The organism is Negativicoccus succinicivorans (assembly GCF_018373335.1).
GTDB classification, from domain to species: domain Bacteria; phylum Bacillota; class Negativicutes; order Veillonellales; family Negativicoccaceae; genus Negativicoccus; species Negativicoccus succinicivorans_A.
Genome location: NZ_JAHAHH010000002.1, coordinates 1 through 15,351, shown reverse-complemented (window position 1 = coordinate 15,351; position 15,351 = coordinate 1). Strand labels below are relative to the sequence as shown.

The following is a 15,351-nucleotide window of genomic DNA, read 5'->3' as shown; positions in this document are numbered from 1 at the left end:
TACCCGCGGTTCCACCCTCATTGGTCATTGACCCACTTAATAATATAGCGGCCTTTACTATCTTTCGATTTCCTGCCGCAGCTCCAAAGCGCCTTCCTTTGTGTGACAAGCTTCCACTGTCCTTGTCTCGCTAGCGTCAAAGTACTACTCTTTATCATCGCTTAATTACTAAAAATATAGCAAACTCAAATTTTATTGTCAATGCTCTTTTGTGCAAATATGAAAACATTCGTAAATTGGGTGGCGATCTCCACGTAATTCGTCAAATAATACAACAGTGCATCCGCCGCTTCCATTAATCCCTGCCGAGAAAAGAGCTGCGGTCTATCCTGCCACGTAGCATGTAAAATAGCGAGCAGCGTTTGACGACCTGTATCGGAAAGCGGCAGAAATTGCTTTTCCTGCAACACCGTCTGCGGATCATAACCGGCAATACCCAAAAGTTGCCAGGCAGCGATTAAGGTTGCTATTGCCAAGTCTTTACGGGAAAGCGCCGTCAAGTACTGCTCCCATAAATGATATACCTGTGCATCCGCTTGTTCCGATATGAAAAGCTCATCAGTCATATGCACCAGAAAATAATAAATTTGCCACATAGGATACGTCCATTGCCACGTATCCGTCAGTGCTCGTCCGTCAGCTTGCAACAACCGATAGCCTTCAGTATCAGCTGCTACGGTACAACGCAAAAAAGCAGCCGGCACCAAGTAGCCGATATAATTGGTCTTGCGCCTTGCTTGTGGTGCGAATATAAAAATTCTGCCCGCTTCTTTGGTCCAAAGAGTAAGTTTTTTACCGGCATTACCGGCATCCCGCGCAGCCAACACAAAGCCTTCATAGTTTTGCCAATTATTCGTGTTCGTCATCAACAGCAGGCTCCTCATTGGGCACGCGAGTCACCAAAAGTCGCACAATACGGAAACCGTTAACTTTAGTGACGCAAAAATCCCAACCGTCAATAACGATATGATCACCGTTGCGCGGAATACGTTCCAACAAGGCAAATACATACCCGCCGATCGTGTCCGCTTCCACTTCCGCAAAATCAACGTCTAATAATTTTTCTACATCTTCCAAAATGACATTACCGTCAAATTCAAAACGATCTTCATCCAGCTCGAGAATCGCGGCCAACGATTCGGGTTCGTGTTCGTCCTGAATATCACCGACCAGTTCTTCGATGATATCCTCCAAACCAACCAATCCGACTGTCCCGCCAAATTCATCTACCACCGCCGCAAGATAAATACGTCGGGTGCGCATCAATTGCAAGAGATCAAAGATCGGCATAACTTCCGGGATGATGAGAATTTCACTGATGATTTGCTTTAACTGCGGCTTGCCGGTAATATACAACTCCATAAAGTTTTTGACATGAATAAGGCCGATAATATGATCTTTATCACCATCACACAAAGGATATCGCGTGTGGCGTGAAGTACGAATCGCTTCCCGCATCGTCTCCAGACTGTCTTCGTAATAAAGTACCGACATATCAGGACGAGGAATCATTACCTCGCGTGCTAAACGGTCCACAAAAGTGAACGCATTTTTGATCAGTTCTCCCTCACGCGCATCCAATTGGCCGCCCAAATGTCCCTCGTTAAAAAGCAGCCGAATTTCCGCTTCCGTTCGCGGCATTTCCACTTCGTTTGCCAGCGTCAGACCATGTGCACGCAAATACATCGTGGCCAAGCGCTCACCCAGCCATACAATCGGAGCGCAGACCGGGTGTAAAGCACGCACGATTCCTGCCGTACGGGGCAACCATTTTAATGCCTTCTGCAAAGCAACTGCCTTAGGAATCAACTCTGCAACAATCCAAAACAGAGTGACGGTCACCAAAAGTACAACAATAGAAAGCAACCACTCGCCCCAGCCCCACTGGATTAACGGTGGCATGAGCAGTGTCCAACACTGATAAATGCTATAGTAATAAAACAGTGTCACTACCAGCAAAACCCATTGAATGGTCCCTAAATACCGATTCGGTGAAGCATAGAAGCTCGATATGCGTGACCAGTTCGGTTCTTCTTCCTCCGCTGCAAGCTCTTGTACGTATTCACGCCGCAAACGGATAAAAGAATATTTTGCAATCACCAAAATGATCGCTGTCATTAAAAAAAGAACCGCCATTATCGACCAAAGTGCTCCCCAAGGTGTGAGGAGATGAGCAATGAGCATATTGTTATTCATACCCCAATTCTTTTAGCATTCGGTCTTTATTACGCCAATCCGGCGCTACTTTTACCCATAAATCCAAGTAAACCGACCCATTCATCAATGTTTCAATATCGGCTCGGCTTTCCGCCCCGATAGTTCGCAAAAGCGTGCCGTTTTTACCGATGATGATTCGTTTTTGCGAATCGCGTTCTACGTAAATGACTGCACGCACATACCACTTACCGTTTTCTCTTTGCGTAATTTCTTCCATTTCCACACCGACCGCATGAGGCACTTCATCCCGCGTCACATGCAGAATCTTTTCCCGAATCAATTCCGCCATAATATTGCGTTCCGGTCGATCGGTAACCATCTCTTCCGGATAGTATTGCGGTCCTTCAGGTAAATGATCGCGAAGCACTTCTAGCAATGTATCAATTTGATAACCGTCGCGGGCCGAGATCGGCACAATTTCAGTAAAGTTAAATTTTTGCCGATAGCTGTCAATTAAAGGTAATGATTTTTCCGGCGTAATCTGATCCATTTTGTTAATCGCTAAATACACAGGAATCGTAAGCGTTTCTAACCGATCTAAAATATACTGAGTTCCCGGGCCGAAGCGCTCATCAGCCGCCACCATAAAGAGGACCGCATCCACCTCATTCAGTGCATCCAATGCCTCTTTACGCATTTTTTCACCTAATTTATGACGCGGTTTATGAATACCCGGCGTATCGACAAATACCATTTGAAAATCGGGTTGGGTATAAACTCCCATAATTTTATCGCGCGTAGTCTGCGCTTTATCCGAAACGATAGAAATTTTTTGCTGCAAGATACGGTTGAGCAAAGTGGATTTCCCAACATTTGGCCGTCCGATTAAAGCTATAAAACCGGAGCGAAATACATCATTCATTCCAATTGTTCCTTTCCGAAAGCATACGGCAACAAATCTTCTAAAGTAAACTCTTTAAACGCCTGTGATGTTCCCGTAATGAGACGCGGGATGCCGAATTCCGCCATTACCTGCCGACAGGCACCGCACGGCATTAGATCATGTTTTCGCGGACTAAAAAGCGCCAGCGTAACGAATGTCCGCTCGCCCTGCGAAACGGCAGCCATAATCGCATTACGCTCGGCGCATTGCGTCAATCCGTAAGAACTGTTTTCGACATTACAGCCGATAAAAACCGTACCGGTTTTCGTCAGCAGTGCAGCGCCGACGGGGAAGTGCGAATACGGCGCATAAGCGTTTTCTGCCGCCGCTTTTGCCGCCTGCAAAAGGTCCTGATCACACGTCATGAATATCCTCCCGTGTAATACCGAGCGCATGCAAAACTTCCTCTTCTGCTGCCCGCATTTCTTTTTTATCTTCCAGCTCCTCGTGGTCATAACCCATAATATGCATCAGACCGTGAATCGCCAAGTACGCCAATTCTCTGGTTTCGCTGTGCCCATATTCCTGTGCCTGTGATAAAACCCGATCGACGGAAATGACAATGTCGCCCAATAACATTTCTTCGTCAGACGAATTTTCTTCTCCTTCGTTCAAGGCAAACGAAAGCACATCGGTAGGACGATCAATGCTTCGATATTCACGATTTAACATATGCAGATATTCATCATCACCCAATGTCACGCCGAGTTCTGCTTCCTGTGGGATCTCTTGACATTCGGCTCCTTTACTCAATGTGGTTTCGATAATCTTCGGCCATTCCGAATACTTTCGTGCCAATTCTTTGTTTAAAAAATCAATGATGACTTTCAATTACTTGACATCCCCCTGTTTGGCATACGCATCAATAATTCGTGCCACCAAATCGTTGCGAACAACATCGGCGGCAGTAAACTCCACACGCGCAATCCCGCGCAAATTCTCGACGATTGACACTGCCTGCTCCAGACCGCTTTTTTGTCGAGACGGTAAATCGATCTGTGTCACGTCACCATTAATGACCATTTTGGAATGATTGCCCAAACGTGTTAAAAACATTTTCATTTGTTCCGGTGTCGTGTTTTGTGCTTCATCTAAGATCACGAAGCAATCTTCCAGCGTACGACCGCGCATGTATGCCAAGGGAGCCACCTCAATCGCTCCTTTGGTTTGCAACTGCATATATACATCTCCGCCGAATAAATCCCCCAAGGCATCATATAGAGGACGCAGATAGGGGTCCACTTTTTCATTCATGTCCCCCGGCAAAAAGCCGAGACTTTCACCCGCTTCTACTGCCGGACGCGTTAAAATGATTCGATTGACATTATGGTTGCGAAAATAAAATACCGCTAAGGCAACGGCAAGATAGGTTTTGCCGGTACCCGCCGGACCGATGCCGAATGTAATCGTGTTGTTGCGAATAGCATCCACATACGCTTTTTGTCCGGCCGTACGCGGGCGAATGATTTTGCCGCCGCGTGTCACCATTACAGTATCATCATGCAAGTCGCGCAGTTTATGCTCTTCCCCTTGATCAATCATCTGCAGTACTGTGTCCAATTGCCTTTCCGAAATCGTATTTCCCGATGACAACGTTGTCAAAACATCTTCGATAACGCGTTGTGCGGATGCCAACGACTCCGGCTCACCGATCAATCGGATAATGCCGCCGCGATCTACCAACTGCGCATCGTAATGTGCCGCAATTTTGGGTAAAATCCACGCGTTTCTTGCGACCAGAAGCTGTTTCTCATGGTCTGCCGTCAGAGTATATGCCGTAGAGCGAATAGGATATCATTCCTTTCCTGTCTGAATGATTACGAATTATGATGACGTTCTTATCTTTATTTATTATATATTAGTCCTTCGACAGCGTCCAGCATTGCGCCTTTGACGATCAACAACAGTTGGGTATAATAAAGCAGGAGGAAATTATGAATATTGTCGCTTGTACCTTACCCTTGCAAACCGGAAGAATCGATAACAATCTGCAATGGTTTCGATCGCATTATGATGAAATTATGTCACGGGAGCCGGATCTGATTGTAATGGCGCAAAACAGCCTCACAGGATTTGTCTCGGACACCTTATTGCGTGACACGGATTTTCAATCGAAACTTGACGCGGCACTTTGCGAGCTTGCCACATTTTTTTCGGTGCCATTAATCGGTAGTCAGAATCAATGGACACACGGTCGACGCAAACACCGGCCGCTGTATTTTGAAAACGGCAAGGCAACAGAACACGACTCCGCAACCCTCTCGTGCGAACGCCAGACGGTGTATATTCGTGCTGATGAAAATGACCCGTTTCCAAACGATTTACCGGTAATCGATCTTTTTAGCCGGCCTGCAACACTATCCGCGCCTGTTTATCATAACAACATACGTATAGACGCATTGACGGTTGCGGATTGCGGCGGATATTTCGAACCTCATACAGGCTTTTTACATTGCGGCGAAACATGCCACGGTGGCTGGCAGCAAGGAATCTATACAATTACTTTGACGGCGAATGGTTGGCGCACGAGTGCACCGACCACATATGCATGGAAACAAATGGATCTCCTGCGCTGGCAGTTGCAAACCATTTTACAGACACTCTCTTTGCGTGATGTGGTCATCGGCCTTTCCGGCGGCATTGACTCCACGGTCAATGCCCTCCTCTATCAAAGTGTCGTAGGGAAAGAGCATATATTGGGCGTTACTATGCCCTCCTCCTACACTTCTTCTGTGACCCGCTCGATTGCGAAACAACTTGCAACAAATGCCGGCATTCCGTTGCTTATCGTACCGATTAAAGAATCGGTTGAAGCGACACGCACACAGCTGGAAAAAACTGCAAAAGCGACAGGAGTTTCGCTTTCACTCGACGGCTTGCCGTATGAAAATTTGCAAGCGCGCGATCGCACTTCTCGTGTATTAGCTACGATTGCCTCCGCTCGTGGGGCCATCTTCACATGCAATGCCAATAAAACGGAAACCACCGTCGGTTACGGTACAATGTACGGTGATATAGCCGGTGCGTTAGCGGCTACCGCCGACCTTTGGAAACATGAAATATATGAATTGGCCAAAGATTTGGATGACTTTATGGGCGGCGGTATCATTCCGCGAGAAGTCTTTACGGTTCCCCCTAGTGCAGAGCTTTCTTCTGCGCAGGATGTCACAAAAGGATTTGGCGATCCGCTGATTTATCCTTACCACGACTATCTCTTTGCCAGTTGGGTGCAAGATACGCCGCTTTCGCTTGCAGAAATTCTTGAACGCTACGAAGAAGGCATATTAACAGAACGTCTGGGCGCCACTGTAAAGGTCGAAAAGCTTTTTGCTGACGCGGACGCGTTCGTCGCCGACTTGGAGCGTTGGTGGTCACTCTACCGCGGTTTAAGTATTGCCAAACGTGTGCAGGCGCCGCCGATCCTTGCCGCCGGTCCGTATCCGTTCGGAAAGTATCGTGAAGTTCAAGGAGAACCGCGATATTCTGACCGGTATCTGGCAAAACGAAAAAAACTTTTGAAAAAATAAAAAGAGCCGGTCGGCTCTTTTTTTATGCTTCGATTTTTTTCATTGCTTCATCCAACGTATGCCAAGCGAGCACCGCACATTTTACACGCGCCGGCAACTGCGAAACATTTTCCAACACAATTGCCTCTTCCAGCGACTCCCGCTCTTCTTCATTCAACTCTTCCCGTTGGATCAAACGAATGAACCGTTCAATGCATGCTTTTGCTTCCTCAATCGATTTTCCACGCACCACATCGCAAAGCATGGAGGCAGATGCCTGACTGATCGCGCACCCCTGGCCCTCATACGCAATATCTTCGACAATTCCGTCGGTAATGATCGCGTTCATGGTTAAGTCATCACCGCAGTTCGGATTATGACCATGCTCCGTTACCGTTGCATTCGTTAACGGGCGATGATTACGCGGGTCCTGGTTATGTTCCAGAATTAAGTCTGTGTACAATTGCTGGAGATTCATGGTTCCTTCTTCCTATTTAAATCCCATTTGTTTACGCACCAATGGCAATACTTCTAAAAATCGTGCCACTTCCGCTTCCGTATTATAAATATAAAAGCTTGCTCGATTCGTCGCCGGTGCATGCAAATATGCGCCTAGCGGCTGCGCACAATGATGCCCTGAACGAACCGCGATCCCGTAATGATCCAAAATTGTCGCCACATCATGTGGATGCACACCGTCAACTAAAAATGTAATTACGCCGTGCTTTTCCGCGGGATTTGTCGTGCCGATAATCTTTACAAACGGCATCTCGCAAAGACCTGCGAGCGCCATTTCCGTCAACTTTTTCTCATGCGCAACAATCGCGTCCCAGCCGATCGCTTCCAAATACTTTATGGCAGCGGCCAGGGATACCGCACCTTCCACATTTTGTGTGCCGGCTTCAAATTTAAAGGGCAAAGTATTGAATGTAGTGGTCTGTTCTTGCACGTATTCAATCATATCGCCGCCCAAATTAAATGGTTCCATATCATCAAGCAGCGCTCGTTTTCCGTACAATACACCGATCCCCTGCGAAGCGAGCATCTTGTGGCCGGAAAATACATAGAAATCACAGTCCAGAGCCTGCACATCGACAGCAAAATGAGGTGCCGCCTGTGCCCCGTCTAAAACCACAACCGCTCCTACGGCATGCGCGCGCTGAATCATCTCTTGCACCGGCACATGCATGCCCAAAACATTGCTGGCATGACCGAACGCAACAATTTTTGTCGTTTTATCAATTTTTGTAAAGTCGGACGGATCAAAATGTCCGTCTTCCGTTAAATAAATATATTCCAGTGTCGCTCCGGTCACACGTGCAACTCGTTGCCATATAACCAAGTTAGCATGGTGTTCAGCGATCGTGATGACGATTTTATCGCCATCCTTGAGATGTGTCTCACCATAACTGCGGGCGATAAGATTTAGGCTTTCCGTCGCATTACGCGTAAAAATAATCTCATCCGAACTCGCTGCATTGATGAAACGAGCCACCACTTCCCGCGCACCGTCATATGCGAGAGATGCGGTTTGCGCTAAACGATGTGCACCGCGATGTGGATTACCATGCTGCGAGAATACGTACTCCTCTACCGCCTCCATGACTTGCCGGGGCCGGTGGGTTGTCGCCGCATTATCAAAATAAATCAGCGGCTCCTCTCCCACTTTTGTTTGTAAAATAGGAAAATCCTTACGTATGCTTTCCAGATCCATCATATCGTTTCCATCTTTGTCTCTACTGCGGTAAGTACCGCTTCACGCAAATCATCGGCAATAATTTTATCAATGACAGGGCGCAACATCGCTTCTACTACTAAACGCTTCGCGTCTTCCTGTGAAAAGCCGCGGCTCATTAAGTAGTATAACCGTTCTTTATCCATTTGGCCGGCACTGGAAGCATGATTTCCCTGCACATCATCTTCCGTACATAAAAGCAAGGGCAAAGAAATATTTTTCGCCTGCGGACTCAAAAGCACGACATAATCTTCCTCGTTACCAATCGATCCCGAAGCGCCATGCTTGAAGTCAATACAGCCGCGGAAAACTTTTTTTGCCGCGTCCCGTAAAGCGCCGTATGTCGCTAAATGGGATTCGGTTTTCTTACCGAAATGGTTGCGATCATAATACAGGTCAAGATGCTGCTTTTCGTTGGCTACATAAACGCCTTCTTCAGAAAGTGTTGATGCCTCGCCGATCAGATCCGCATCACTGTGATAGATAATGCGCTCCGCACCGAATTCGGCACTGATAAATGTCGCTTGCGATGCCATGTTGAGTCGAGTGTAACGATGCTCAATCGCAGTCGTCAGAGGCACGCCTGTATGAACTTTAGTAATATTTAATACGGCATTGTCACCGACAGAACTTAAAAGAGCATAGTTCAATCGTCCGTCGTTTTTGCTTTCATTGTCAATGACAATCTCCAACGCTAATTCGGCATTCTCTCGCACATCGATGACAACTGCACCCAACCAGTGATTTTGTGTTTCCGTAAATCGTAGGCTCAAGCGCAGTTGCTGCTTGGCGCCTTCCGGCACGACAATTTTGAATTGCTGCGCCGCGTCGCTCATCGTTTCCGCAAAGGTTTCCGGATCCGCACCGCGAAACTGCGGCCGTAAAAACGCAAGAGATGCCGTCGTTATTCCTGTAACGCATTCGACTTGTTCCGGCTGCGACCACACTGCCGTAAGTTGTGAGGCGTCTGCATGATCCGCCACATCCAACTCCGTGTAATTGGCTTTCGTCCAACGATAGGTTGTCATCGGCAGTAAGTTAAATTGTTTTTTCATTTTTCCTCCTACCCGATGGAACCTTCGAATTCCAAACGTATCAAATTATTCATTTCCACCGCATATTCCAACGGCAATTCTTTAGAAATCGGTTCGGCAAAACCGCGTACCAGCATGGCTTTCGCCTCGCCCTCCGAAAGGCCCCGACTCATCAGATAATAAATAGCTTCATCGCTGATGCGTCCAATCTTAGCCTCATGCCCCAAATCGACGTCATCGTTCTCAATAGAGATATCCGGTACCGTATCGGAGCGCGATTGATCATCCAACATCAACGACTCACAGCTGACAGTAGATTTGGCCCCTTTGGCATTGGGTCCGATCCGCAAAAGGCCGCGATAAATCGCTGCACCGCCACTCTTAGATATCGATTTGCTATTGATGTTTGAAGTTGTATTTTTACCTAAATGAACGACTTTCGAACCTGTATCCAATGTCTGTCCTTCACCCGCAAATGTAATGCCGGTAAATTCGCAGACGGAGTTGTCGCCTTTCAAAATCGTCATCGGATACAACATGGAAACATGCGAACCAAACGAGCCGCTGACCCATTCCATGCGTGCGTCCTTACCGATCAACGCACGTTTTGTATTGAGGTTGTACATATTCTTCGACCAATTTTCAATCGTCGAATAGCGTAATTCCGCACCATCAGCGACAAATAATTCGACACACCCTGCATGCAAATTCGCCACATTGTAGCGAGGCGCTGAACAACCCTCAATAAAATGGCATTTCGCCCCCGGTTCCAAAATAATCAGCGTATGTTCAAACTGTCCGGCTCCCGGAGCATTCAAACGGAAATAACTCTGCAATGGAATCTTGACATCAACGCCAGCCGGCACAAAAACATATGATCCGCCTGACCATACTGCGCCGTGCAAGGCGGCAAATTTATGATCGTTCGGCGGCACCAGCGTCATAAAGTGACGGCGTACAATATCTTCATGTTCCTTGAGTGCCGTCTCAAAATCCGTATAAATGACGCCCTGTTTCACCAGATCTTCCTGGATATTGTGGTATACCACCTCAGAGTCATATTGCGCTCCAACACCGGCAAGCGAAGTTTGCTCCGCACGTGGAATGCCCAAGCGATCAAACGTTTCTTTAATATCCTGCGGCACGTCATCCCAGCTTGCCTTCATATCGGTACGCGGCCGCACATAGGTCACAATTTCTTCCATGTTTAAGCCGGAAATGTCCGGCGCCCACGGAGGTACATCCATCTGCTGATAAATCGCAAGCGAACGCAAACGAAAATCAAGCATCCATTGCGGCTCTTCTTTTTTTGCGGAAATTTCACGTACTATATCCGGTGTTAATCCCGAATCCGTCTTATAGTCATACGAAAAACTGTCGCGCACGTCGTAAACGCCGCGTTCCATGTCGGCAACATATGTTTTTTTGCGTTTTTCTTCAGCCATCATGTCACCTGTTTCGCAAATAATCAAACCCCTGCGCTTCAATCGTATCGATGAGAGACGCATCGCCTTCGGTTACGAAATTTCCGTTCATCATTACATGTACTTTATCGGGGGTGATGTATTTTAACAATTGATTGTGATGTGTGATGATGATAAATGCGTGTTCAGGACTATGGTAGTCGGCAATTGCCTGCGAGACAATACGGACAGCATCCACATCGAGTCCCGAGTCCGTTTCATCTAAAATAGCCAATTTCGGTTCCAGCATTTTCATCTGTAAGATTTCACTTTTCTTGCGTTCCCCGCCTGAAAATCCGTCATTTACGTAACGATCGGCATAGGCGATATCCATATCCAGAGAACGCATTTCCTGGTGGAGCTTACGCTTGAACGGAAATAATCGTTGCGGTTCACCGGAGACTGTTACTTTTGCCGTACGCAAAAAATTTTCTACCGTAATTCCGGGTACCGCAAGCGGCGACTGGAAAGAAAGAAAAATTCCCGCTTTAGCGCGTTCATCTACGCTATAGTCAGTAATATCTTTTCCCTCAAAATAAATTTTCCCTTGGGTAACTGTATAGGCGGGGTTCCCCATAATGGCGTGCATTAAAGTCGATTTACCGGCCCCGTTGGTTCCCATCACAACATGCACTTCACCGTGCTCAATGGTGAGATTGACACCATGCAAAAGTTCCTTATCTTCGACCGCTACATGCAGGTCTTCAATGCGTAATAATTCAGACATAAATCCTCCTTGGAGTCGTGCCTTACTATATATAAATTTTTCAATATTCTATATTTTAAGAGTAACGTATTTATGTAGCAAAGTCAATAAATCGGCTCTGCATGAAAAAACACCAATCGCAATTGGTGTTTTTATGGTAAATCGGGGTAATCCAGCGTAGCGAAATAGTCACGTAATGTTTCCGGTCGGCGAATTTGTTGCACTTGACCATTCGATTTCAGCAACAATTCACGAGCGCGCAACTTGCCGTTGTAATTGAACCCCATCGCATACCCGTGCGCGCCGGTATCATGAATGATAAGGATATCCCCCATCACGATTTCCGGAAGTTTCCGTTGAACTGCGAACTTATCGTTATTCTCGCATAACGATCCGACCACATCATAGATATGATCGCAGGGCGCGTCATTCTTACCGAGAACGGTGAGATGATGGTATGCACCGTACATTCCCGGACGCATCAGATCCGCCATAGAGGCATCTACTCCGATATAATTTCGATATGTATTTTTATAGTGGATAGCACTGGTGACAAGCCAACCGTACGGTCCGGTAATAGCACGACCGCATTCCAAAGCCAATGTAACATCTTGCAAACCGCAAGGTGCTAATATTGCTCCATACAGTTTCCGGACACGATTACCATAATCCTGATAGTCGAGAGGCGTTTCGTCCGGCCGATAAGCGATACCGATACCGCCGCCCAAGTCGATAAAGTCAATTCGGATTCCTTCCGCATGACAAATTTCTACCGCAAGGCTAAACATCATTTTCGCGGTCTGTACCAGCTCCTCAATGTCTAGAGTATTGGACACAATCATCGTATGCAGACCGATCCATTGAATATTTTGTTTTTTAGCCCATCGCACGGCAGCAAAAATTTGCTCTTTGGTCATACCGTACTTGGCTTCTTCCGGATGACCGATAATATCATTTCCATAACCGATTGCACCGGGATTGTATCGAAAACAAATTTTTTCCGGTAACCATTTTCGTTCTTCCAAATCCGGCAAGTGAGAAATATCATCGACATTAATGATGGTATTATCCTGATACGCTCGTTCGTATTCTACCGGCGCAGTATTATTGGAAGAAAAAACAATTTCGTCTTCCCTAAAGCCCACCGCATGCGCAAGAACCAGTTCAGGAAGTGAACTGCAATCGGCACCGCAACCTTCTTCACGCAATATTTCCATCAAGTACGGATTAGGATTTGCCTTGACCGCGTAATATTCTCGAAAATGAGGATGCCAAGAAAAAGCCGCTTGCAGCTGACGCACATTTTCCCGTATACCTTTTTCATCATAGAGATGAAAAGGTGTACCGTACTCTTGTACAAGCTCACGCAACGCCGCTTCACTGAGCGGAATCGATTTCTTCATCATTGCGCTGCGTCAGCTCTTTCCAAGAATCGAGCATGAATCAAGGCAACCGCCTTTTCGGCATCACGCTCGTCTATCAGACAGGAAATACTGATTTCCGAAGTGCTGATAATTTGAATATTGATATTCCCATCAGCAAACGCGCCGAACATATCCGCCGCAACCCCGGGCGTACCAAGCATGCCCGCGCCGACCACCGACACTTTCGCGACATCCGTAGCATATAGAATGTCCTTAATACCATGATCGTGCTTAAACGCTTCGAGAACTTCCTGTGCCTGCGGAAAATCACTTTCTGCAATCGTAAAAACAATGTCCGTTTTGGAGTCATCCGATTCGCGAATACTCTGTACAATCATGTCCACATCAATATTTGCTTTGGCCAGGTAGCTGAAAATCATATGCGCCACGCCCGGCCGATTGGCCACGCCCATAACTGTCACTTTAGCTACATTGGTATCATGTGCGACGCCACGAATAGCGGCTTGCTTTCCTTCCATCTTGTACTCCTCCTGAATCATCGTTCCATCTGTCTCCGTAAATGTTGAACGTACATGAATCGGCACACGATAACGGCTTCCCATTTCTACCGCCCGCGGCTGCATAACACCGGCGCCAAGTCGTGCCATCTCAAGCATCTCACCATACGTGATTTCCTGCATCTTGAATGCTTGTGGAACCACACGCGGATCTGCCGTATAAACGCCATCCACATCCGTAAAAATTTCACAAACATCCGCCTGCAGTGCACCGGCTAAAGCAACTGCCGTAGTATCACTGCCGCCACGCCCCAATGTCACCATATCACCGTTATCAGCAAGACCTTGGAAACCGGCAACAATCACGATATTACCTTCGTTAAGAGCCGTGAAAACACGCTCCGGATTGATGTCCAGGATGCGTCCTTTGCCGTAAGAGCGACTGGTTTGAATGCCGGCCTGTTGTCCCGTAAAAGAAATTGCAGGCTGTCCCAGCTCTATAAATGTCATCGCAAGCAAAGCGATAGAAACCTGTTCACCGGTGGTAAGCAGCATATCCAGCTCGCGGCCATATGCTTTATGCGTACATTGCTTCGCCAAGGTCATTAAATCGTCTGTCGAATCCCCCATTGCCGAGACGACAACGACGATTCTGTCTGTCGGTTGTTTCTCCGCCAAAATGCGCTCTGCAATGTGACGGATTTTTTCTGGCGTCGCTACGGAAGAACCGCCAAACTTTTTGACCTGTAACGTCATACCTTGCCTCCTCAAATATTTAAAAAATACTTATTTAACATGGTAACATTAACACCCACTTGTGTAAAGAACTTACCATATAAAAAGAGCGGCTATAGCCGCTCTTTTTATATGGATCTACGTAACCATTATTTTTTTAAAATTCAATGCCCCGACGTGCGCGAATACCTTTCTCAAATGCATGCTTGATCGGTTTCATTTCAGTTACCGTATCAGCGACAGCAATGACTTCCGGCCGCGCATTGCGCCCTGTCAAAACGAGATTCAATCGTTCCGGTCGATTTTTTATCAAATCGACAACATCTTCCACCCGCAACAGACCGAAGTCCACCGCGTAATTGACTTCATCCAAAACAATCAGATCCCATTGATCCGACATCACTTCATTTTTGACCTTCTCCCACGCGACACGTGCTTGCTCCTGATGCTGTTGAAACTCTTTCTTGCCGCCGTCTTTTTTATTGTGACGTACGAAACCGTTTCCTAAAGGATGAATTTCCACATCCGGTGACAATCGTTCCAACGCACTGAGTTCGCCATACTTCCACGCGCCTTTGATAAACTGCAATATCAGCACCTTCTGGCCGTTTCCTACAGCTCGCAAAGCAAGTCCCAATGCGGCGGTAGTTTTGCCTTTACCGTTACCGGTATTTACCAATACTAAGCCTTTATTCATTTGATCTCCCTTGCCGATAGTCATGGCAAATAGTCAAGAAGCGTCGAGCCGCTTGCGGAGAGCCATCCCAGGCCAAGTGCAGATACGATGCCAATACATTTGGGGAAACATACCCCTCCTTATGCGGTGTACTATTGCGACTACCAATCAATTCGTATGCCCATGGGTATGTTTCGTTATTTTCCGGAAGTAGAGTTGAGAAGTGAAACTCATGCCCCCGTAGAGTCGCTCCTTTTGTCGCGATAATACTATCCTGTTGCGCAGTTGCCGTCACATAGCCGACACGCTGTAACTTCTTTTCCATTTGCGTCGTTGCAGGCACGATGCCCGTCAGCGGGTATTGTGTGTCGGCAAAATCCGTCACGCTTTTGCAAAGGTACATCAAGCCTCCGCATTCCGCGTAAATCGGCATGCCATCGTCAGCCACTTGCTTCATTTCCGTAAGCATCTCCCGGTTTTTGCTCAATGTATCTAAAAACATTTCCGGGAAGCC

General features: G+C 47.0%; 15 protein-coding genes and 1 pseudogene. 1 reads left to right on the top strand and 15 read right to left on the bottom strand.

The features are described 5' to 3' along the window. Positions 1 to 185: 185 nt before the first annotated feature. The 6 genes from KH813_RS00370 to KH813_RS00345 are packed head-to-tail and all read right to left on the bottom strand — an operon-like array spanning position 186 to position 4,783. Positions 186 to 869 (bottom strand): DNA repair protein RecO, encoded by a 684-nt coding sequence (locus KH813_RS00370; RefSeq protein WP_369694421.1) that lies wholly within the window; start codon positions 867 to 869, stop codon positions 186 to 188. Then, the gene (locus tag KH813_RS00365) at positions 850 to 2,136 is read right to left on the bottom strand and encodes a hemolysin family protein (RefSeq protein WP_303991805.1); all 1,287 of its coding nucleotides are present in this window, start codon (positions 2,134 to 2,136) and stop codon (positions 850 to 852) included. The genes KH813_RS00370 and KH813_RS00365 overlap by 20 nt, the downstream gene beginning before the upstream one ends. Positions 2,137 to 2,188: 52 nt before the next feature. Continuing rightward, positions 2,189 to 3,079 (bottom strand): GTPase Era, encoded by an 891-nt coding sequence (gene era, locus KH813_RS00360; RefSeq protein WP_303991802.1) that lies wholly within the window; start codon positions 3,077 to 3,079, stop codon positions 2,189 to 2,191. Next, the gene (locus tag KH813_RS00355) at positions 3,076 to 3,465 is read right to left on the bottom strand and encodes a cytidine deaminase (RefSeq protein WP_303991799.1); all 390 of its coding nucleotides are present in this window, start codon (positions 3,463 to 3,465) and stop codon (positions 3,076 to 3,078) included. The genes era and KH813_RS00355 overlap by 4 nt, the downstream gene beginning before the upstream one ends. Continuing rightward, a complete protein-coding gene (gene ybeY, locus KH813_RS00350; protein ID WP_303991796.1) occupies positions 3,455 to 3,931 on the bottom strand; it encodes an rRNA maturation RNase YbeY in 477 nt (158 codons plus the stop codon). The genes KH813_RS00355 and ybeY overlap by 11 nt, the downstream gene beginning before the upstream one ends. Beyond that, on the bottom strand, positions 3,932 to 4,783 hold the full coding sequence (locus tag KH813_RS00345; RefSeq protein WP_303991794.1) for a PhoH family protein: 852 nt from the start codon (positions 4,781 to 4,783) through the stop codon (positions 3,932 to 3,934). It abuts the gene before it with no gap. A 251-nt stretch (positions 4,784 to 5,034) separates the two neighbouring features. Between KH813_RS00345 and nadE the strand changes: the two genes are divergently transcribed. Next, positions 5,035 to 6,627 (top strand): NAD(+) synthase, encoded by a 1,593-nt coding sequence (gene nadE / locus KH813_RS00340; protein WP_303991791.1) that lies wholly within the window; start codon positions 5,035 to 5,037, stop codon positions 6,625 to 6,627. Positions 6,628 to 6,649: 22 nt separating this feature from the next. On the opposite strand, the gene sufU is transcribed toward nadE, so the two are convergent. The 9 genes and pseudogenes from sufU to KH813_RS00295 all read right to left on the bottom strand — a co-directional run. Beyond that, positions 6,650 to 7,084, bottom strand: a complete 435-nt coding sequence (gene sufU / locus KH813_RS00335; RefSeq protein WP_303991788.1) for a Fe-S cluster assembly sulfur transfer protein SufU — start codon at positions 7,082 to 7,084, stop codon at positions 6,650 to 6,652. A gap of 12 nt (positions 7,085 to 7,096) precedes the next feature. Then, positions 7,097 to 8,323, bottom strand: a complete 1,227-nt coding sequence (locus KH813_RS00330) for a cysteine desulfurase (RefSeq protein ID WP_303991785.1) — start codon at positions 8,321 to 8,323, stop codon at positions 7,097 to 7,099. Then, complete coding sequence (locus tag KH813_RS00325) at positions 8,320 to 9,396, bottom strand: SufD family Fe-S cluster assembly protein (protein WP_303991782.1); 1,077 nt, start codon at positions 9,394 to 9,396, stop codon at positions 8,320 to 8,322. Before KH813_RS00325 ends, KH813_RS00330 begins: the two co-directional genes overlap by 4 nt. Before the next feature lie 8 nt (positions 9,397 to 9,404). Continuing rightward, positions 9,405 to 10,820: a Fe-S cluster assembly protein SufB gene (gene sufB, locus KH813_RS00320; RefSeq protein ID WP_303991779.1), complete on the bottom strand. Its 1,416-nt coding sequence runs from the start codon at positions 10,818 to 10,820 to the stop codon at positions 9,405 to 9,407. A gap of 4 nt (positions 10,821 to 10,824) precedes the next feature. After that, positions 10,825 to 11,565 (bottom strand): Fe-S cluster assembly ATPase SufC, encoded by a 741-nt coding sequence (gene sufC, locus KH813_RS00315; RefSeq protein ID WP_303991777.1) that lies wholly within the window; start codon positions 11,563 to 11,565, stop codon positions 10,825 to 10,827. Positions 11,566 to 11,696: 131 nt separating this feature from the next. Further along, positions 11,697 to 12,950: a diaminopimelate decarboxylase gene (lysA, locus tag KH813_RS00310; protein WP_303991775.1), complete on the bottom strand. Its 1,254-nt coding sequence runs from the start codon at positions 12,948 to 12,950 to the stop codon at positions 11,697 to 11,699. Then, positions 12,947 to 14,182: an aspartate kinase gene (locus KH813_RS00305; RefSeq protein WP_303991773.1), complete on the bottom strand. Its 1,236-nt coding sequence runs from the start codon at positions 14,180 to 14,182 to the stop codon at positions 12,947 to 12,949. Before KH813_RS00305 ends, lysA begins: the two co-directional genes overlap by 4 nt. Before the next feature lie 136 nt (positions 14,183 to 14,318). Then, positions 14,319 to 14,858, bottom strand: coding sequence for a cob(I)yrinic acid a,c-diamide adenosyltransferase (cobO, locus tag KH813_RS00300; protein ID WP_303991771.1), 540 nt, complete (start codon positions 14,856 to 14,858; stop codon positions 14,319 to 14,321). After that, a pseudogene (locus KH813_RS00295) lies at positions 14,851 to 15,351 on the bottom strand (cobyrinate a,c-diamide synthase); the annotation flags it as partial. The gene cobO and the pseudogene KH813_RS00295, both read right to left, overlap by 8 nt.

Coding starts and splice junctions, on each gene's coding strand:
- KH813_RS00365 (WP_303991805.1), bottom strand. CDS start 2,136: ATGGCGGTTCTTTTTTTAATGACAGCGATCATTTTGGTGATTGCAAAA.
- cobO (WP_303991771.1), bottom strand. CDS start 14,858: ATGAATAAAGGCTTAGTATTGGTAAATACCGGTAACGGTAAAGGCAAA.
- era (WP_303991802.1), bottom strand. CDS start 3,079: ATGAATGATGTATTTCGCTCCGGTTTTATAGCTTTAATCGGACGGCCA.
- KH813_RS00355 (WP_303991799.1), bottom strand. CDS start 3,465: ATGACGTGTGATCAGGACCTTTTGCAGGCGGCAAAAGCGGCGGCAGAA.
- sufC (WP_303991777.1), bottom strand. CDS start 11,565: ATGTCTGAATTATTACGCATTGAAGACCTGCATGTAGCGGTCGAAGAT.
- sufB (WP_303991779.1), bottom strand. CDS start 10,820: ATGGCTGAAGAAAAACGCAAAAAAACATATGTTGCCGACATGGAACGC.
- KH813_RS00305 (WP_303991773.1), bottom strand. CDS start 14,182: ATGACGTTACAGGTCAAAAAGTTTGGCGGTTCTTCCGTAGCGACGCCA.
- lysA (WP_303991775.1), bottom strand. CDS start 12,950: ATGATGAAGAAATCGATTCCGCTCAGTGAAGCGGCGTTGCGTGAGCTT.
- KH813_RS00330 (WP_303991785.1), bottom strand. CDS start 8,323: ATGATGGATCTGGAAAGCATACGTAAGGATTTTCCTATTTTACAAACA.
- KH813_RS00325 (WP_303991782.1), bottom strand. CDS start 9,396: ATGAAAAAACAATTTAACTTACTGCCGATGACAACCTATCGTTGGACG.
- sufU (WP_303991788.1), bottom strand. CDS start 7,084: ATGAATCTCCAGCAATTGTACACAGACTTAATTCTGGAACATAACCAG.
- nadE (WP_303991791.1), top strand. CDS start 5,035: ATGAATATTGTCGCTTGTACCTTACCCTTGCAAACCGGAAGAATCGAT.